Genomic DNA, 18,699 nt, shown 5'->3' with positions numbered 1-18,699 from the left:
CTGTCACCGGATCTTCAGGGTGGAGAGGCCGACCAGGGCGAGGACCATGGCGGCGATCCAGAAGCGGATGACGATCGTAGGCTCGGCCCAGCCCTTCTTCTCGAAATGATGGTGCAGGGGCGCCATGAGGAAGACGCGGCGGCCGGTGCGCTTGTACCAGAAGACCTGGATGATCACGCTCACCGTCTCCACCACGAAGACGCCGCCGACGATGGCCAGCACGATCTCGTGCTTGGTGGCCACCGCCACGCCCCCCAGCGCGCCGCCCAGGGCGAGCGAGCCGGTATCGCCCATGAAGACCGCGGCGGGCGGTGCGTTGAACCAGAGGAAGCCAAGCCCGGCGCCGATCAGTCCGGCCAGGAAGATCGCGAGCTCCCCGGTGCCGGGCACGAAGTTGAGCTGCAGGTAGTCGGCGAAGATGTGGTTGCCGACGAGGTAGGTGATCAGGGCGAAGACGCCGGCCGCGATCATCACCGGCACGATGGCCAACCCGTCCAGCCCGTCGGTGAGGTTCACCGCGTTGGAGGCGCCCATCATCACCAGCATCCCGACGATGGGGAAGAACAGGCCGAGCTGGAGCAGGACGTCCTTCAGGAAGGGGACGGCCAGCGCGCCCTGGAGATTGTAGGGCATCAGCCAGGTGATCCAGAGGGCGGCGAGGAGGCCGAGCCCACCCTGGACCAGCAGCTTCATGCGGCCGGAAACGCCCTTGGTGTTGCGCTTGGTGACCTTCAGCCAGTCGTCCCAGAAGCCCAGCGCCCCATAGCCCATGGTGATCAGCAGCACCGCCCAGACGATGCCCGAGCGCAGGTCGGCCCAGAGCAGGGTGGCGATGCCCAGGCTCATCAGGATCAGCACGCCGCCCATGGTGGGCGTACCTTTCTTCTCGACCAGGTGGCGCTCCGGGCCGTCCGTGCGGATCGGCTGGCCGCCACGCTGGAAGGTGCGCAGCCAGCGGATCACCGCCGGCCCGAAGACCATGGAGACCAGCAGCGCCGTCAGGCAGGCGGCGCCGGCACGGAAGGTCGTGTAGCGGATGAGATTGAACAGGAGGAACTGCTCGCCGAAGGGTGTGACGAGGTTGTAGATCACGCAGGAACTTCCTTCCGTCTGCCCTTCAGCGCCGCGACCACTGTCGCCATGCGGCTGCCGAGCGAACCTTTCACCATCACCGCGTCGCCGCCGCGCACCGCACTGGCCAGGACCGGAGCAAGGCTCGCGGAATCCGGGGCATGCGCGCCGCGCTTCCCCGGGGGGAGGGCCTCGAAAAGCCCGCGCATCAGCGGGCCGCAGCAATACACGAGGTCGGCCGCCGCCGCCGCCGCCGGGGCAAGGGATCTGTGCAGGTCTGGCCCGTGTTCTCCGAGTTCCAGCATGTCGCCGAGCACGGCGATGCGGCGCCCCGGGGGCGGGGTGGGCTGGGCGGCCAGCACGGCCAGGGCGGCGGCGACCGAAGCGGTGTTGGCGTTGTAGCTTTCGTCCAGGAGGAGGAACTCGCCGCCCTCCTCCAGCGGGATCGCCTGGCGCTGGCCCCGCCCGGCGGTGGGGGAGAAGCCCTCCAGCGCGGCCAGGAAGCGCACCGGATCGGCCCCCAGCGCCTCGGCCGCGCCCAGGGCGGCCAGGGCGTTCAGCGCCATGTGGCGGCCGGGGACGGGCAGCTTCAGCCCGAGCCGCATGCCGTGCAGCGACAGATGGGCGATGGAGCCGGTGGCCGTGCCCTGCCAGTCGAGCAGGCGGATATCCGCCCTCTCCGCCTCGCCGAAGCTGACCAGCCGGGCACCGGCCTCGCGCGCGCGTTCGGCCAGCCGCGCGGCATGCGGGCCGTCGGCGGGGAAGACGGCGGTGCCGCCGGGGGCGATGCCGGCCAGGATGTCGGCCTTCTCCTCGGCGATCTCCGCTTCGGAGCCCAGATGCCCGACATGGGCGGCGGCGATGATGGTGATCACCGCCACCTCGGGCCGGGCGAGGCGGGCGAGGGGGGCGATCTCGCCCCGGTTGTTCATGCCGATCTCGATCACCGCATAGGCGGCGTCGCGCGGCTGGCGGGCCAGGGTGAGCGGCACGCCCCAGTGGTTGTTGTAGCTGGCCACTGCCGCATGGGTGGGGGCCAGGGCGGCGAGGCCCTGGCGCAGCATCTCCTTGGTCGTGGTCTTGCCCACGCTTCCCGTGACAGCGGCGAAGCGGGCCGTGGAGCGCGCCCGCGCGGCGGCGCCCAGGGCGGCGAGCCCGGCCAGCGTGTCCGCGACGCGCAGCAGCGGCGCCTGCTCCGGCACCTCCGGCGGCAGGCGGTCCACCATCGCGGCGGCGGCGCCGGAATCCAGGGCCGCGGCCACGAAGTCATGCCCGTCGCGCTGGTCGCGCAGCGCGATGAAGAGGTCGCCGGGCTGCAGGCTGCGGGTGTCGATCGACAGGCCGGTGGCGGCGATGCCCTCGGGGATGCTGCCCCCGGTGGCCTCGCGCAGCTCCTCGCTGCTCCAGAGTGGGGTGCCGGTCATGCCGCCGCCCCCGCGAGGCGGCGCACCACCCCGGCATCGTCGAAGGGCGTGGTCACGCCCGCGATGGTCTGTCCGCTCTCGTGTCCCTTGCCGGCCACGGCCAGCACGTCGCCAGGGCGCAGGTCCTCCAGGGCGGCCGCGATGGCCGCGGCGCGGTCGCCCGCGTCGATGCCGCCGGGACAGGCGGCGAGCACGGCGGCGCGGATGGCGGCGGGGTTCTCGGAGCGGGGATTGTCGTCGGTCACCCAGCAGCGGTCGGCGAAGCGGGCGCAGGCCGCGCCCATCAGCGGGCGCTTGCCCGGGTCGCGGTCGCCGCCGGCGCCGAAGACCACATGCAGCCGCCCGCCCGGTCCGACATGCGGGCGCAGCGCGGCGAGCAGGCGCTCCAGCGCGTCCGGGGTATGGGCATAGTCCACATAGACGGCGGCGCCGTTGGCGAGGCGGGCGGCGAGCTCCATGCGGCCGCGCACGCCGCGCAGCCGTTCCAGCAGCGGCATGGCCCGTTCCGCATCGATCCCGGTGGCCACGGCGAGGGCGAGGGCCATCAGCAGGTTGTCGGCCTGGTAGCGGCCCGGAAGGGGCAGGGTGAGGTTGGCGCGGCGGCCGAAGACGTCGATCTCCAGCGCCTGGCCCTCGGGCAGGGGGGCGTGGCGCAGCAGGCGGATGTCCAGCCCGGCCTCGCCCACGGTGAGCAGGCGCAGGCCCCGGTCGCGGGCGATGTTCCGCAGGGCCGCCAGCGTCTCCGGCTCCATGTCGGCATTGGCCACGGCCGGGGCGCCGGGTGGCAGGACGGTCCCGAAGAGGCGCAGCTTGGCGGCGCGATAGCCCGCCATGCCGCCGTGGTAGTCGAGATGGTCGCGCGTCAGGTTGGAAAAGCCCGCCGCGGCGAGGCGGACCCCGTCCAGGCGCCGCTGGTCGAGCCCGTGCGAGGATGCCTCCATCGCCGCATGGGTGACGCCGTTCCGGGCGAGTTCCGCCAGCGTGGCGTGCAGCGTCACCGGGTCCGGCGTGGTCAGCGAGGGGCCGGGCGGGAAGCCCTCCGCGACAAGGCCCAGCGTGCCGAGCGAGGCGGCGCGGCGGCCGGCCAGGGTCCAGGTCTGGCGGAGGAAATCGACCGTGCTGGTCTTGCCGTTGGTGCCGGTGACGGCGACCAGCACCTCCGGCTGCGCGCCGTGGAAGGCGGCGGCGGCCAGCGACAGGGCGCGGCGGGCGTCCGGAGCGGCGAGGAGCGGGCGGGCGGGCACGCCCTCCGGCCAGGCAGTGCCTTCCGGCGCCAACACGGCAACGGCGCCGCGCGCCACCGCATCGCCGATATGGGCGCGCCCGTCGCTGCGCGAGCCGGGCAGGGCGGCGAACAGGAAGCCCGGCGCCACGGCGCGGCTGTCGGCGGTCACCCCGGCGATGCGGGCAGTGGTCCCGGATATGCCTGGCGGCAGGGAAAGGCCGATGGTGTGCGCGAGCCGGTCGAGAGCGATCGCGGCATCCCCATGCCCTGGGGCGGTCGCGGTCGTCATCGTGGCGGCGACGCCTCCGCGTTGCGCCAGTCGCTGGCATCGGTGACGCGCAGCGGGCCGCGCGCGGGGTGTTCCGGCGTGCCGGGCGGCGTGGTGGTGGCCGGCGGCGGCGTGGCGCGCATCGGGGTCGAGGCCGGGCGGGTGGTGGCGGGCACGGAAGCCTGGGCGGGCTTGCTCGCCGCCGGCGCGGAAGGCGCAGGACCACGGCCGGGCTGCAGCGGGATGTAGAGCGCCTGGTTGATCGCCGGGTCCTTGGGATCGTCCGGCACCATGCCCAGGATCGGCGCGACGCGGGCGATGGCGCGGCCGGCGGCGGGCGCTGCGACCCAGCCGGCGGTGGCGTAGCCGTAGCTCTTCGCGTTCGGCTTCGGCTCGTCGATCATCATGTAGATCGCGTAGCGCGGCGCCTGCATCGGGAAGGCGGCGACGAAGGCGGCGATGCGCTTGCCCTGGACGTAGCCGCCATGCGCGCCGGCCTTCTGCGCCGTGCCGGTCTTGCCGCCGGGGAAGTAGCCGGGGACCTCGGCGGTCTTGCCGAAGCCGTCCGTCACCACGAGGCGCATCAGCTTGCGCACGATGGCGGTGGTGGCTTCCGAGATCACGCGCGTGCCCGGGCGCTCCACCCCCGGCGGCTGCGCCACGAGGGTCGGCTGCCGCAGGATGCCGCCATTGGCGATGGTGGAGATGGCGTTGACCACGTGCAGCGGCGTGACGCTGATGCCCTGGCCGAAAGCGATGGTGTAGGTGCTCGCCTCCTTCCACAGCGAGGCCGGGGGCGCCAGCGGCGTGGCGAGCTCGGGCAACTCCAGGTGCAGCTTCGAGAGCATGTTCATGCGCAGCAGGAAGTCGCGCTGCCGCTGCGGCCCGGCGGCCCAGGCCATGCGGGCGGCGCCGAGGTTGGAGGAGTAGGCGAGGACCTCGGGAAAGGAGAGGACGCGGTTCTTGCCCTGGAAGTCCCGGATCGTGAAGCGGCCGATGCGAAGCGGGTTCCTGGCGTCGAAGCTGCTGTAGATGTTGCTCGTGCCGCTTTCCAGCGCCATCGAAGCGGTGAGCAGCTTGAAGGTCGAGCCGGGCTCGTAGGTGCCGACGGTCGCGCGGTTGAAGCGCTGCTCCGGCGTGGCGCCGCCGATGTCGCCGGCATCGTAGTCCGGCAGCGAGATCATGGTGATGATCTCGCCGGTGCGGACATCCTCCAGGATCGCGGTGCCGCCGATGCCGTTGAAGTCGTTGATCGCCTGCTGCAGCGAATCGCGCATCGCCACCTGGGCGCGCACGTCGAGGGAAAGGCGCAGCTCCTCCTCGGGCTTCAGGCGCAGCCGCTCGTTGAAGAAGCGCTCGACGCCGGAGACGCCCTCGTTGTCCACGTCCACGTTGCCGAGCACGTGCACGGCGGCGCGTCCCTGCGGATAGTAGCGGCGCTCGGAGGTGTGGAACTCCAGCCCGGCCACGCCGAGGTCGTTCACCGCCTGGGTCTGCCGCGGCGTCAGGGCGCGGGCGATGTAGACGAACTGGCGGTCGCCCGACAGCCGCGCGACCAGCTTGTCGCGCTCCATCTGCGGCAGGATCCTGATCAGCTTGTCGGCGACATCGGCCGGGTTGTCGATCACCCTCGGGTTGGCGACCAGCTCCGTCACCGGCAGGGAGACGGCCAGGATCTCCCCGTTGCGGTCAGTGATCGGGGCGCGCGAGGCGGCGGTGGCCACGGGTGCGCCGGTATTGGGGCGCATGGCGATCCGCCGCGGCTCGCGCGGGTCGATCAGCGTGGCCAGGGTGAGCTTGGCGCCCACCGCCGCGAAGAGCAGGCCGAAGCCCAGCGCGGTGATCACCAGCCGGCCGCGCGAGCGTTCCAGCGCGGCACGGCGGGCGAGGTCCGGCTGCGAGCCGCGCCCGCGGCCACCCGTGCCGCCATGCCCGCCGGGGTTCCGGCCTTCCACCCGCGCACGGGTATGGAGCAGCGGCGGGGCGTCGTAGGCCTTCGGGGCGCGGGGCGGGTTCATCGCGTGGCGGCGGAGGCGACGGGCACGGGCGGCGCCAGCGGCACCGGCGGGGCGAGCATGCTGCGCACGCCGCCCAGGGCGGAGGCACCGGGGACAGGGGCCGCCGGCGCAGCCATGGCGGGGCGGTAGAGCGGGCGGCCCTGGCTCGGGATGGGAGCGGCCTGGGCGATCTGCGGCGCGACCGGACGGGGCGGCGGAACCGGAGCGGGCCGGGCGGCCACCGGCACGGCGCGCGGCGTCTGCTCGCGGCGCTCCACCGCTTCCAGGACGCGGGGCGCGGGCTCGGCATGGCGCGCCAGCTCGCGGCGCGCGGGTTCCGTCTCGCGGCGCGCGGGGCGTTCGGCCGTCTCGGTCTTGCGCGGGCTGGTGCGGGCCGGGCTCTCGGCCGTCTTGACCGGCGAGGCGGGCTCGCTGCTCCGGGCGGATGGCGTGGCCTCGGCGGCGCGCACCGCCAGGGCGGCCGTGGCCGCGGCGGAGGCCAACGCGACTGGCGCGGCGGAAGCGGCGGCGGCCGGCGCCGCCTCGTCCTGCCCGGCCGTCTCGGCGGCCGCCACAGCGGTGTCGGCCGGCACGGCGAAGAGGTTGCGCGGCCCGGCGAAGGCCACGGCCTGCGGCAGGCGCTTGTCGATGTCGGCGGCGCGGATGAACTGGCCGGGCTGCATGGTTTCGAGCGGCAGGTACTGCTCGACGTTCCGGCGCAGGCGCTCGGGCTCGTTCAGGAGCTGCCACTCCGCCTTCAGGATGCCGGTGCGGGCCTTGGCGGCCTCGGTCTGCGCCTGGATCTGGGCCAGCTCGCGGTCGAGCAGGGCGACCTCGTGCTTCACCTTGTACAGATGCAGTCCCGCCCCGCTGGCGGCGAGAAGAGTGAGCAGCGTCAGCGGGCGTATCATGGGGCAAGCCTCTCCATGGCGCGCAGCCTCGCGGAGCGCGCGCGCGGGTTGGAACGGGTCTCCTCCGCCTCGGGGCGGAGGGCGGAATTGGTCAGCAGCCGGAAGCGCTGGGCCTCCGTCCGGGGGCGGAGGGCGGCGGGATCGTGCCGGGAGGCGGCGGGCGTGCGGCCGCTGGCGTCGCGCAGGAAGCGCTTCACGATCCGGTCCTCCAGCGAGTGGAAGGCGACGACGACGAGACGCCCGCCCGGGGCCAGGGCCTCGGCACCGGCGGCCAGGCCGCGCTCCACCTCGCCCAGCTCGTCGTTCACCTTCAGGCGCAGCGCCTGGAAGGAGCGGGTGGCGCCATCGATCCCCGACGGATCGCGCGGCACGGCGCCGCGCACGATCTCGGCCAGGCGCAGCGTGGTGGCGATGGGCGCCTCGGCCCGGGCGGCGACGATGGCGCGGGCGACGCGGCGGGAATGCCGCTCCTCGCCGAGCTGCCAGAGGATGTCGGCCAGCTCGCGCTCCGGCAGGGTGTTCACGAGATCGGCGGCCGAGGGGCCTTCGCGCTCCATCCGCATGTCGAGCGGCCCCTCGGCGCGGAAGGAGAAGCCGCGCCCGGCCTCGTCGAGCTGGAAGGAGGAGACGCCGAGGTCGAAGACCACGCCGTCCAGCGGCGGGATGCCATGCTCCGTGGCCAGCGCGGCGAGGTCGCCGAAGCGGCCGGGGATCAGGCGCAGGCGGCCGGCGAAGCGCTCCGCCAGGGCGGCGCCGCGGGCGATCGCGTCCGGGTCGCGGTCCACTGCCCAGACGGTGCAGTCCGCGGACTCCAGGATCGCGGCGGTGTAGCCGCCGCCGCCGAAGGTGCCGTCGAGATAGTGGCCGCCATCGCGCGGGGCGAGGCTGTCCAGCACCTCCCGCAGCATCACCGGGGCATGGCCCTGGCGCCGGGTGAAGTCGAGGCCGTCGCTCATGCCTCGTCCCTGCCGGCGCGGCGGCCGTCGATGCCCAGGGCGGTCTGCAGGGCCTCGCGGGCGCGCTGCTTCTCCTGCCGCGCCTTCATGGCGGCGGTCTGGCGTTCCTTCAGCGTGTTGGGCTCCCAGATCTGGAACTTCTTGCCCAGCCCGGCGAAGGCCACGCTCTCGCTGAGGTTGGCATAGGCGATCAGTGCCTCGCTCAGCACCACGCGCCCCTCGGAATCCGGTCGAATGCTCTCGGCCTGGGAAAAAAGGGTCAGCAACAGGTCGTCCTGCGGGTCCTCGAAGGGATCGGCCGGCTGTGCGTCGGCGGAATACTGCTCGAAGGCGCTCTGCGGCCAGCCCTCGACGCAGGGGTCTAGGTGATAGGGGCGCAGGATCAGCTCCTCGACGCCCAGCCGGGCCATCAACGAGCGGTACGGGGCCGGAATGGAGACGCGCCCCTTCTTGTCCAGCTTGTTGGTGATGGTGCCCAGGAAGAGGGACATGCGCGTCGATCATCCCCCTCCCCCAAGGGTTCCAGGAACGGCGCAGGCGCGAACCGGCCATCCCCCTGATCCGATCGGGACAGCGGCCGGCGGGACCCCCCGATCCCACCGGCTCGCCCGACCACCCGCAGGCCCCTCAGCCCCCCTCAGGATCTGAGCCTCACGGGATGACACGGGATATCATGGGCGATGGAGTCCCGCCAAGGACGAAGACGAGCCCTGCACGAGATGGTGCGTGGTTAAGGGGTAGTGTTGCAGGCGTGACACATGAAAAAACAGGGGTTTGCGGAGCTTGCTTCAAGCTCCGACCCAGCGAAACAACAACTTATGCGGGTGATTGAAGGGAGGAGGGCGCCAGATGGTCTGTAAGCCGGGTTCTGTCACCGCCCTCTCGGACGATGGACGACCATTCCTCTGGGACGCGCCTCGCGACGCGCCTCACGCGACCAACCCGGGCGGCGAGGCGGAAAAACCTCTGCGCCGACGCGGAACGGACGAATCCGCCGCGCTCGCCGGCCGCCCCTATTCGGTCTTGCTCCCGGTGGGGTTTACCGTGCCGCCCCCGTTGCCGGGGGCGCGGTGCGCTCTTACCGCACCCTTTCACCCTTACCCGGCAGGGTTGCGGCACCACGGGGGTGCCGATCCGGCCGAGCGGTCTGTTTTCTGTGGCACTTTCCCTGGGGTTTGACCCCCGCCGGCCGTTAGCCGGCACCGCTTTTCCGTGGAGCCCGGACTTTCCTCGATTCGGGCTGCGCCCGAACCGCGGCCGTCCGACCATCTGGCGGGGCGGGGTATGGGGCTTCCGGCGAATCGAAGCAAGCGGGAGTGGCGACGCAATCCGGGACGGCTTTCACCGTCCGGCCTCTTCCGCTCCAGCTTCGGGCGGTCAGTTCCCGGACGCGATGCCGCAGAGTGCCGCGACGGCCTCGATGCGGGCGAGGGTGCCCGAGTCGGCCTCCCCCGAAACGGTTTCCTGCCGCCAATGGCGCTGGAAGGCGGAGAGGACGATCTCCGGGCGTCCCGGGTCCACCGGATAGCCGATGGCCTGGAGGAGCGGCAGGGCGCGGGCGATGCCGTCGCCGGCTGGCCGGGTGGAATGGCCGTATACGCCGGCGGGCCAGAGGCCGACGCCGTTGGCCGCGAGGCCCTGCCAGTCGAAAAGCTCGCCCGGGTCGATCTTGCGGTCCGGCGCCACGTCGGAATGGCCGACCACGTTGCGGGCCGGGATGGGCCAGCGAGCGAGGATGTCCAGGCAGAGGTCGCAGAGGGCGGCCATCTGGAGCGCGGGGAAGGGGCGGTAGCCGCAGGAATGGCCGGGGTTGACCACCTCGACCCCGATCGAGCGGCCGTTCAGCGTATCGTGCCCGCGCCAGTGCGAGATGCCGGCATGGAAGGCGCGACGATGTTCCGGCACCAGGCGGAAGATGCTTCCGTCCTCCTCCACCACATAGTGGGAGGAGACCCTGGCCACCGGGTCGCGCAGCCGCGCGATGGCGGCCGCGCCGCTTTCCATGTCCGTATAGTGGAGGATCAGCATGTCCACCGGCATGCCGTCCGGCCGGTCGTCCTGGTTCGGGCTCGGCAGGTCCCGGATGGACAGGTGGCTGGTCGTCAAAGGCCGCGCTCCCGCTTGATCCGGTCCCAGGCCGCGTTGATCTCGGCCATGCGGCTGCTGGCGCGCCGCACCAGCTCCGCGGGCATGCCGCGGGCGGCGAGGGCGTCCGGGTGGTTCTCGCGGATCAGGCCGCGCCAGGCGGCACGCGCCGCCTCGTTGCTGGCACCGGGGGCCAGGCCCAGCGTGGCATAGGGGTCCGGCCCCTCGCTGACGGCGGGGGTGTTGGCGCTGCCGCGGCCGTATTCCGCATGGGCGTGCTCGCGCGGGCGGCCCTGGCTGGCTCTTTCCCAGGCCGGCAGGTCGAGGGCGAGGAGGCGGTGGACATTGCCCAGGAAGCGGTATTCCGCCTGGTTCAGCGGCCCATCCGCGGTGGCGATCCGGAACAGGGCGGCCAGCACGTCCTCCAGCATGCCCTTCTCGCCGGCAAAGGCCTCGGCGAGCTTCTGGGCATAGGGCTCGTAGCCCTCGGCGCTGTCGCGGGCGCGGTCGAAGAGCTCGCCCACCTCCTTCATGTTCTCGGGCGGGATGCGGAACTGCGTCTTGAAGGCGGCGATCTCGGCGCGCCGCACAGGGCCGTCGCATTTGGCGAGCTTGGCGGAAAGCACCACGACGGCAATGGCGAAGACCGTCTCGCGCGAGCCGAGCAGCCCCGCGAGGTTGGCGCCACCCGGCAGGGCGCCGCGCAGCGCGCCTTCGTCGGCAGCATGGCCCAGCGAAGCGCCGAGCATGGCGCCGAAGGGGCCGCCGACCGCGAAGCCGAGCGCACTGCCAATGATCTTGCCCCAGAAACTCAAATCCGACGACCTGTGCGATCCCAGCTCTCGCCATGGTACATAGCACGGGGCCGCTCCCTGGGCGACGTGCCTTGCGAGGCAATCCGTCAGCGGTGTTTCCGGTCCGGGAACCGGCCGCCGACCCTATCCGTCCAGCTCGGGGTAGTGGCGGAAGATGCCGTTCTGGCTGAAGGGCTGGCGGCGTGGGCTGGCGAGGTAGGCGGCGATGCGCGGCCATTCCGCCACCGAGGCGGCCAGGGCCGCGACATGCGGGGTCTGTTGCAGCGCCCGGGCGCTGGCGCGGGGGAAGGCATAGCGGAGCCCCTCCACGGTCTGGAACAGCGAGAGGTCGGCATAGCTCCGGGCATGGCCCACCAGATGGGCAGGACCGGCGGGGTTGGCGGCCAGGATGCGCTCGAACCAGCCGAGGAACTTCGGGATCCGGTTGTCGCGGAAATCCTTCGCGCGGCGGGCGGCCTCGGGCTTCTGGTCCTCGTAGTAGAGGGCGGAGGCGACCGGGTGGTGGGTGTCGTGCGTCTCCGCCACCAGGTCGGCGATGGTGAGCTGGATCTGGTGGCACCAGAGGCGGCCTTCCTCTTCCGCCGGCGCCAGCCCGTGCCTTTGGCCGAGATGCAGCAGGATGGCCGCGGTCTGGCCGATCAGCAGCCTGCCGTCGCGCAGGAAGGGCGGCGCGAAGGGCGGGCGCGGCAGGGCCGGGTCCTCCAGCAGCGCCTGCATCGCCGCCATGCCGCCGGGCTGCTGGGCATGGTCGATATAGGGCGCCCCCGCCGCCTCCAGCGCCAGCCGGACGAACTCGCCGCGCCCGGGCAGGCCGGGCCAATAGAACAGTTCGTAGGCGGATTGCTGCGTCATGCGGTGCTCCTGAGCTTGCGTGGAAGGCAAACGCGCGGCATGCGCTGCCGCTTCCGGCCCTTTCCGGGGGCCGGGGCGGGTTGCCGCGCGGCGGGGCGCTGCGCATCGTGCGCCGCGAGGCGACCCGGGGCTTCCGGCCCCGGAGGCCGCAGGATGGGGATCGGACGATGGCGGGCTGGCAGTTCTGGGTGGATCGCGGCGGGACCTTCACCGACATCGTGGCGCGCGACCCGGAAGGGCGGCTGAGCACGCGCAAGCTGCTGTCCGAGAATCCCGGGGCCTATCGGGACGCGGCGGTGGCGGGCATCCGGGCGATCCTCGGGCTGGCGCCGGGCGAGGCGCTGCCGCCCGGGGCGGTCGAGGCGGTGAAGATGGGCACCACGGTCGCCACCAATGCGCTGCTGGAGCGCAAGGGCGAGCGGGTGCTGCTGATCCTGAACCGGGGCTTCGCCGACCTGCCGCGCATCGGCAACCAGGCGCGGCCGCGCCTCTTCGACCTGGATGTGCGCCTGCCCTCGCTGCTGCATGAGCGCGTGGCCGAGATCGGCGGCAGGCTCGACGCCCAGGGGCGGGAGATCGAGCCCCTGGACGAGGATGCGGCGCGCGCGGCGCTGCGGGCGGCGAAGGCGGACGGCATCCCCGCCGTGGCGGTGGCGCTGCTGCATGCCTGGGCCAATCCGGCGCACGAGGAGCGCATCGGCGTCCTGGCGCGCGAGGAAGGCTTCGCCCAGGTCTCGCTGTCGCACCGGGCCTCGCCGCTGCCGCGCCTCGTGCCGCGCGCCGACACGGCGGTGGTGGATGCCTATCTCTCGCCGATCCTGCGCCGCTATGTCGCGCAGGTGGCGGGGGAGCTGAACCCGGAAGGGCGGGCGGAGCAGGACCGCGCGCGGCTCTCCTTCATGCGCTCCTCCGGCGGGCTGGCCGATGCGGCTGGCTTCGAGGGCAAGGACGCGATCCTGTCCGGCCCGGCGGGCGGCATCGTCGGCGCGGCGCGCACCGCCGCCATGGCGGGCTTCGACCGCATCATCGGCTTCGACATGGGCGGCACCAGCACGGATGTGGCGCTCTATGCGGGGCAGTTCGAGCGCGCCTTCGAAACCGAGGTGGCGGGCGTGCGGATGCGCGCGCCGATGATGGCGATCAACACGGTGGCGGCGGGCGGCGGCTCGCGGCTGGGCTTCGACGGCGCGCGCTTCCGCGTCGGGCCGGAAAGCGCGGGGGCGGTGCCGGGGCCGGCCTGCTACCGGCGCGGCGGACCGCTCACCGTCACCGATGCGAATGTCATGACCGGCAAGGTGCAGCCGAAGCACTTCCCGGCGATCTTCGGGCCGGATGGCGGCCAGCCGCTGGATGCCGGGGTGGTGCGGGAGAAGTTCGCTGCGCTGGCCGCTGAGATCGCGGCGGCGACCGGCGAGGCGGAGATGGACCCGCGCGCCGTGGCCGAGGGCTTCCTGCGCGTCGCGGTGGCCAACATGGCGCATGCGATCCGGCAGGTGAGCATCCAGAAGGGGCACGATGCCTCGCGCTACACGCTCCAGTGCTTCGGCGGGGCGGGCGGGCAGCATGCCTGCCTGGTGGCGGACGAGCTGGGGATGGAGACGGTCTTCGTGCATCCCTTCGCCGGGGTGCTCTCGGCCTATGGCATGGGGCTGGCCGATGCCAGCGTGATCCGCGAGGCGGCGGTGGAGAAGCCGCTGTCGCCGGAGGACATGGCGGATCTGGCGGCGCGGCTCGACGCGCTGGCGGAGGAAGGGCGCGCGGAGCTGCTGCGCCAGGGCAATGCGGCGGCGCGGCTCTCGGTGCAGCGGCGCCTGCATCTGCGCTATGCCGGGACGGATGCCTTCCTGCCGGTGGAGTTCGGGGACCACGAGGCAGTGCTGGCGAGCTTCACCGAGGCGCATCGCCGCCGCTTCGGCTTCGCCTCGCCGGAGCGGGCGGTGATCGTGGAAGCCTGCATCGCCGAGGCGATCGCGGCGGGCGAGACGGTGGAGGAGCCGAGGCTCGCCGCCCGCCCCGCCGGCGAGGCCGTGCCGGTGATCGACGGGGTCGCGCTCTGGACTGGCGGGCGGGAGCACCGCGCCCCCGTGCTGGACCGCGAGGCGCTGCTGGCCGGCGACACGGTGCGCGGGCCGGCGCTGATCCGCGAGGCGAATGCGACCACGGTGGTGGAGCCCGGCTGGCAGGCCGAGGTGACGGCGCTGAACCACATGATCCTCCGCCGGGTGGAGGCGCGGGCGAACGCGGTGCTGGCCGATGCGTCGAAGCCCGACCCGGTGATGCTGGAGCTGTTCGGCGCGCTGTTCATGAGCATCGCCGAACAGACCGGCACGGTGCTGCAGAACACCTCGCTTTCCGTGAACATCAAGGAGCGGCTCGACTTCTCCTGCGCCGTCTTCGACGCCGAGGGGCGGCTGGTGGCCAATGCGCCGCATGTGCCGGTGCATCTGGGCGCGATGGGGGAGAGCGTGCGGACGGTGATCCGCTCGCGCGGCGCCACGCTGCGGCCAGGCGACGTGGTGGCGCTGAACAACCCGTACAACGGCGGCACGCACCTGCCGGATGTCACGGTGATCACGCCGGTCTTCGACGAGGACGAGAAGGAGATCCTGTTCTTCGTCGGCTCGCGCGGCCACCACGCGGATATCGGCGGGCTGACGCCGGGCTCCACGCCGCCGGATTCCCGGGTGCTGGAGGAGGAGGGGGTGGTGATCGACGACTTCCTCCTGGTCGAGCAGGGACGCTTCCGCGAGGCGGAGTTCCGTGCCCTGCTGGGCGCCGCGAAGTACCCGGCGCGCTCGCCGGACGTGAACGTTGCCGACATCAAGGCGCAGGTCGCAGCCAACGAGACCGGGGTGCAGGAGCTGCGCCGCGCCGTGCGCGAGCACGGGCTCGGCACGGTGCGCGCCTATATGCGCCACGTGATGGACAATGCCGAGGAAAGCGTGCGCCGCGTGCTCGACCGACTGGGCGACGGGGCCTTCGCCTATACCATGGACGACGGCTCGCCCTTGCGCGTCGCGGTGCGGGTGGACCGGGCGGCACGGCGCGCGGTGGTGGACTTCACCGGCACCGGGAAGCAGCGCGGCGACAACTTCAACGCGCCGCCGGCGGTGACGCGGGCGGTGGTGCTCTACGGCTTCCGCTGCCTGGTGGGGGAGGAGATCCCGCTCAACGACGGCTGCCTCGTGCCCATCGACATCGTGGTGCCGGAGGGCAGCTTCCTGTCGCCGCATCCCGGCGGGGCAGGAGGGGGAGCCGCCGTCGTGGCCGGGAACACCGAGGTGTCGCAGGCCGTGGCCAATGCGCTGCTGGGTGCACTGCGGGCCTGCGCCTGCGCCCAGGCGACGATGAACAACCTTCTGTTCGGAAACGCGCGCTACCAGTACTACGAGACGGTCTGCGGCGGAGTCGGCGCCGGGCCGGGCTTCGATGGGGCGAGTGCGGTGCAGACCCACATGACCAACACGCGCATGACGGATCCGGAGATCCTGGAGATGCGCTACCCGGTGCGGCTGGAGGAATTCTCCATCCGCCGCGGCTCGGGCGGCGTCGGGCGGTGGCATGGCGGAGACGGCGCGCGCCGCCGCATCCGCTTCCTGGAGCCGATGGAGGCGGTGATCGTCGCCTCCCGCCGCGAGGTCGCGCCGCATGGCATGGAGGGCGGCGCCCCGGGCGCGCCCGGCAGGCAATGGGTCGAGCGCCGCGACGGCCGGGTCGAGCCGATGCGCGGCTGCGACCGTGCGGCGCTGGAGGCGGGCGACATCCTCGGCCTGGAAACGCCGGGCGGCGGCGGCTGGGGTGACGTGAAGGGGAGGGGCTGAGCCCTGACGGGACGGGAGGACCTGCCGCGATGACCACCCCACGCCGCCTCGGCGCGGCGGCGGCGGCGGTGCTCGCCCTGGCGCTGGCCGGCCTCTGGTTCGCGCCACGCCTGCTCGACTGGACCGCCTGGCGCGGCCAGCTCGCCAGCCTGGCGGCGCAGCGGCTGGGCATGGCGGTGACGCTGTCCGGCCCGGTCCATCTGACCCTGCTGCCGGAGCCGATGCTGGAGGCCGAGGGCGTCACGGTCGGGTTGCCGGAAGCCTCGCTGGGCTTCGGCGCACGGGCGCTGAACCTGAAGCTGGATGGCTGGTCCCTGCTGGCCGGGCGCATGGCGCCGCGCGAGCTGACGCTGGTCGGGGCGGATATCCGCCTGCCCTGGCCGCCGGTGCCGAGCTTCGCCTTCTCCGCCTCGCTGGCCTCCTTCCAGGCGGAGGTGGTGGACAGCCGTCTCACCATCGGCAGCATGGTCTTCGAACGGGTGCGGGCGAAGCTCTCCGCCGGCTCCTATTCCGAGGCGATGCGCGCCACCGGCAGCTTCGTGCCCATGGAGGTCTGGGCCGGGAGGGAGGTGCGCTTCGACGCCACGCTGGGCCGGGCGGGCTTCGACGGCACCATGCCGCTGGACCTGACGCTGTCTTCCGGCGGCACCACGCTCGCGGCGCGCGGCACCCTGCCACCCGAGGGCGGGCTGGAGGGGCGGATCGAGGCCTCGGGGCCGGATCTCTCGCTGATGCTGCCGGGGCCGCCGGGGCCCTTCCGTGCGCAGGGGCGGCTTTCCGCCTCGGCCGACCTGATCATCGCGGATGGGCTGGACCTCGATTTCAACGGCAACCCGGCGCGCGGGGCGATGACGCTGCGGCTGCGACCGCAGCCCCGGCTGGACCTGTCGCTGGCGGCCGGGCGGCTGAACCTCGATCCCTGGCAGAACAGCCTGCGCGCCGGCGGCGGCCTGCCCTTCGGCCTGGATTTCTCGGTGGAGGCGGCGACCCTGCGCGGCGTGCCGCTGCGGCGCCTGCGTGCCTCCGTCTTCCGCGACGGGGACCGGCTGAGCCTGACCGATGCCTCCGCCGTTTTGCCGGGCGAGACCCAGGTGACGATGAACGGCGCGACCGCCGGCAAGCGGCTGGAGACGGTGCTGGATTTCCGCAGCGAGGAGCTGCGGGCGACGCTGGCGGCGCTGGGCTGGCCGTTGCCGAGCCTGGCGCCGGACCGGCTGCAACACGCGGATGGCCGTGCCCGGCTGGTGATCGAGGACGGGCAGGTGGCCGTGCCGGAGCTGAGCGCCACGGTGGACGGCACGCGCCTGTCCGGCGCGGGCGTGTTCCGGCAGGGCTTCGCATCGCCGCCAGGGGCGGGTTCCGCCGCCGGCCAGGGCGGCGCGGCCCAGCCTGGGGGCGGCCCGGGTGGCGCACCGCAGGGCGCGGGCGGCAGGACCGGCACGGGCCAGGGTGCGGGGCCGGGCGGCGGGGCGGCGGGCGGGGCTCAGACCCAGCCCAGCGCATCCCCCAGCGCATCCCCCAGCGCATCCCAGACCAATGCACCACAGGCCAACGCGCCCCAGGCTGGCGGAACCCCGGCGGCCGGGACCCAGGCCACCGGGACGCCGGGCGGAGGAACCCAGGCGGGGGCCGGGCAGGCTCCCTCCGCCACGGCCGGTGCGGGGCCGGGGGGCATGGCGACACCCGCCGGCGGCGTGGTCCAGGCGCCGGGGGCGCCGCGGCCCTCCTTCGGCCTGGGGGTGACGCTGGATCACCTCGACCTGGATGGGCTGCTGGCGCCGGGGCGGAGCTGGGAGGCGCTCTCGGCCGAGCTGGGCGGCTTCGACGCCAATCTGCGCCTTGCCGCCGACCGGGTGCGGCTGCGCGGGGTGACGGCGGAACGCGCCGGGCTCGACGCGGCGCTGGAGGCCGGGCGGCTGACCTTGCGCCAGTTCACCGGCCGGGTGGCGGGGGCGGATGTCACGGCCTCCGGCGTGGCGATGCTGGGCGCGCAGCCGCGCCTGTCGGACCTGATGCTGGAGGTGGCGGCGCCGGACCCGCGCCCGCTCTTCGCGGCGCTGCCCGGCAGCTGGCCGGATGGGACGCGGCTGGCCGGGGCGCCGCTGACGCTGCGCCTTTCCGGCGGCGGCCCGCTGGATGCGCTGGGCCTGCGGCTGGAGGGCGACTGGTCCGACCTGCGGCTGGACAGCAGCGGGGTGCTGGACCTGCCGGAGCGGAAGCTGGCCGGCTATGTCACCCTGCGGCATCCCGGGGTGCCACGGCTGGTGCGCGACCTCACCGGCTGGGAGGGCGCGGAGGGCTGGCTGGGCCAGGGCTCTATGTCGCTGATCGCGAATTTCACCGCCGGGCCACAGGGCGTGTCGAGCGACCGCTTCGACCTGGTGGCGGGCACCCTGCGCACGGGCGGGCAGCTTTCCCTGGCCCTCGCGGGTGGCGAGGCGGGGGCCATCCGCCCGCGCCTGACAGGTCGCCTTGTGGCGGAGGACCTGCCTTTGCCGGCGCCAGTGCTGGATGCGCGGCCGCTGCCGCTGGACCCTCTGCGGCTGCTGGACCTGGATGTGGCCGTGGCCGCCGGCCGGATCGGTCCCTGGGGTGGCCCCCTGTTGGAGGACAGCGAGAGCACGGTGCGGCTGCTGGACGGCCTGCTGGAAGTCGATGTCGCGCGCGGCCGGCTGCGGGGCGGCGATGCCTCGGGCCGGCTGGTGCTGCATGCGGCGGAGGATGTGCCGCAGGTGGAGCTCCAGGGGCGGGTCGCCGGCACCACGCTGGAAGGGACGCTGACGGGCTGGCCGCTCGACCTGCGGGACGGGATGGGGGATGCGGTCTTCCGCCTATCCGCCCAGGGCCGCAGCCCCTCGGCGATGCTGGCCACGCTGGGCGGCGAGGGCAGCCTGGAACTGCGCCAGGGGGTGCTGCTGGGGATCGATGGCGAGGCGGCCCTTCAGGCGGCCAGGGCCCCGGGCGCCCAGGCGGAGGCGAGGCTGCGTCAGGCACTGGCCGGGGGTGAGACGCCCTTCAGCCGTCTGACCATGGCCCTGCGGCTGCAGGACGGGCGCGCCCGGATCGTGTCGGGCGAGATCTCGGCCACGGACCTGCTGCTGGGTCTGGGGGGCGAGATCGACCTGACGCGGCGGATGCTGGACCTGGGGGTGAGCCTCCGCATCCCGGACGGGCCGGAGGTGCGGCTGCGGTTGGCCGGCCCTGCCGCCGCGCCGAAGCGCGTGCCGGAACTCACACCCTGGCTGCTCTGGCGGGCGGAACGGGGCCTGTAGGG

General features: G+C 73.5%; 12 protein-coding genes and 1 other RNA gene. 2 read left to right on the top strand and 11 right to left on the bottom strand.

All coding sequences use genetic code 11. The features are described from left to right. Positions 1-3: 3 nt before the first annotated feature. From mraY to BT98_RS0109350, 11 genes are all read right to left on the bottom strand, one after another. A complete protein-coding gene (gene mraY, locus BT98_RS0109395; protein WP_019459410.1) occupies positions 4-1,092 on the bottom strand; it encodes a phospho-N-acetylmuramoyl-pentapeptide-transferase in 1,089 nt (362 codons plus the stop codon). Further along, entirely contained in the window at positions 1,089-2,495 is a 1,407-nt protein-coding gene (gene murF, locus BT98_RS0109390) for a UDP-N-acetylmuramoyl-tripeptide--D-alanyl-D-alanine ligase (protein ID WP_019459409.1), read from the bottom strand. The genes mraY and murF overlap by 4 nt, the downstream gene beginning before the upstream one ends. After that, complete coding sequence (locus BT98_RS0109385) at positions 2,492-4,009, bottom strand: UDP-N-acetylmuramoyl-L-alanyl-D-glutamate--2,6-diaminopimelate ligase (protein WP_019459408.1); 1,518 nt, start codon at positions 4,007-4,009, stop codon at positions 2,492-2,494. The genes murF and BT98_RS0109385 overlap by 4 nt, the downstream gene beginning before the upstream one ends. Further along, positions 4,006-6,006, bottom strand: a complete 2,001-nt coding sequence (locus BT98_RS23875) for a peptidoglycan D,D-transpeptidase FtsI family protein (protein WP_051004717.1) — start codon at positions 6,004-6,006, stop codon at positions 4,006-4,008. The genes BT98_RS0109385 and BT98_RS23875 overlap by 4 nt, the downstream gene beginning before the upstream one ends. Then, complete coding sequence (ftsL, locus tag BT98_RS26080; protein WP_019459407.1) at positions 6,003-6,896, bottom strand: cell division protein FtsL; 894 nt, start codon at positions 6,894-6,896, stop codon at positions 6,003-6,005. Before ftsL ends, BT98_RS23875 begins: the two co-directional genes overlap by 4 nt. Then, complete coding sequence (gene rsmH, locus BT98_RS0109370) at positions 6,893-7,852, bottom strand: 16S rRNA (cytosine(1402)-N(4))-methyltransferase RsmH (RefSeq protein ID WP_019459406.1); 960 nt, start codon at positions 7,850-7,852, stop codon at positions 6,893-6,895. The genes ftsL and rsmH overlap by 4 nt, the downstream gene beginning before the upstream one ends. Then, complete coding sequence (locus BT98_RS0109365) at positions 7,849-8,343, bottom strand: division/cell wall cluster transcriptional repressor MraZ (protein ID WP_019459405.1); 495 nt, start codon at positions 8,341-8,343, stop codon at positions 7,849-7,851. The genes rsmH and BT98_RS0109365 overlap by 4 nt, the downstream gene beginning before the upstream one ends. 350 nt (positions 8,344-8,693) lie before the next feature. Next, positions 8,694-9,125, bottom strand: an RNA gene (rnpB, locus tag BT98_RS26095) — RNase P RNA component class A. A 104-nt stretch (positions 9,126-9,229) separates the two neighbouring features. Beyond that, on the bottom strand, positions 9,230-9,958 hold the full coding sequence (locus tag BT98_RS0109360; protein ID WP_019459404.1) for an N-acetylmuramoyl-L-alanine amidase: 729 nt from the start codon (positions 9,956-9,958) through the stop codon (positions 9,230-9,232). Beyond that, positions 9,955-10,752, bottom strand: coding sequence for a TerB family tellurite resistance protein (locus BT98_RS0109355; RefSeq protein WP_019459403.1), 798 nt, complete (start codon positions 10,750-10,752; stop codon positions 9,955-9,957). The genes BT98_RS0109360 and BT98_RS0109355 overlap by 4 nt, the downstream gene beginning before the upstream one ends. Before the next feature lie 123 nt (positions 10,753-10,875). Beyond that, positions 10,876-11,604 (bottom strand): glutathione S-transferase, encoded by a 729-nt coding sequence (locus BT98_RS0109350; RefSeq protein ID WP_019459402.1) that lies wholly within the window; start codon positions 11,602-11,604, stop codon positions 10,876-10,878. Between the two features lie 167 nt (positions 11,605-11,771). Between BT98_RS0109350 and BT98_RS0109345 the strand changes: the two genes are divergently transcribed. Then, positions 11,772-15,425 (top strand): hydantoinase B/oxoprolinase family protein, encoded by a 3,654-nt coding sequence (locus tag BT98_RS0109345; RefSeq protein ID WP_019459401.1) that lies wholly within the window; start codon positions 11,772-11,774, stop codon positions 15,423-15,425. A 29-nt stretch (positions 15,426-15,454) separates the two neighbouring features. Continuing rightward, complete coding sequence (locus tag BT98_RS0109340) at positions 15,455-18,697, top strand: AsmA family protein (protein ID WP_027297199.1); 3,243 nt, start codon at positions 15,455-15,457, stop codon at positions 18,695-18,697. Positions 18,698-18,699 lie beyond the last annotated feature (2 nt).

This window comes from Roseomonas mucosa ATCC BAA-692, from assembly GCF_000622225.1.
Taxonomy (GTDB): domain Bacteria; phylum Pseudomonadota; class Alphaproteobacteria; order Acetobacterales; family Acetobacteraceae; genus Roseomonas; species Roseomonas mucosa.
Note: the sequence above shows the minus strand (reverse complement) of the source record. Positions and strands in the feature narration are given on the sequence as shown.

What these genes read in the sequence shown, in the direction of transcription:
- murF (WP_019459409.1), bottom strand. Translation starts at nt 2,495, where the DNA reads ATGACCGGCACCCCACTCTGGAGCAGCGAGGAGCTGCGCGAGGCCACC.
- BT98_RS0109385 (WP_019459408.1), bottom strand. Translation starts at nt 4,009, where the DNA reads ATGACGACCGCGACCGCCCCAGGGCATGGGGATGCCGCGATCGCTCTC.
- BT98_RS23875 (WP_051004717.1), bottom strand. Translation starts at nt 6,006, where the DNA reads ATGAACCCGCCCCGCGCCCCGAAGGCCTACGACGCCCCGCCGCTGCTC.
- ftsL (WP_019459407.1), bottom strand. Translation starts at nt 6,896, where the DNA reads ATGATACGCCCGCTGACGCTGCTCACTCTTCTCGCCGCCAGCGGGGCG.
- rsmH (WP_019459406.1), bottom strand. Translation starts at nt 7,852, where the DNA reads ATGAGCGACGGCCTCGACTTCACCCGGCGCCAGGGCCATGCCCCGGTG.
- BT98_RS0109365 (WP_019459405.1), bottom strand. Translation starts at nt 8,343, where the DNA reads ATGTCCCTCTTCCTGGGCACCATCACCAACAAGCTGGACAAGAAGGGG.
- BT98_RS0109350 (WP_019459402.1), bottom strand. Translation starts at nt 11,604, where the DNA reads ATGACGCAGCAATCCGCCTACGAACTGTTCTATTGGCCCGGCCTGCCC.
- BT98_RS0109345 (WP_019459401.1), top strand. Translation starts at nt 11,772, where the DNA reads ATGGCGGGCTGGCAGTTCTGGGTGGATCGCGGCGGGACCTTCACCGAC.
- BT98_RS0109340 (WP_027297199.1), top strand. Translation starts at nt 15,455, where the DNA reads ATGACCACCCCACGCCGCCTCGGCGCGGCGGCGGCGGCGGTGCTCGCC.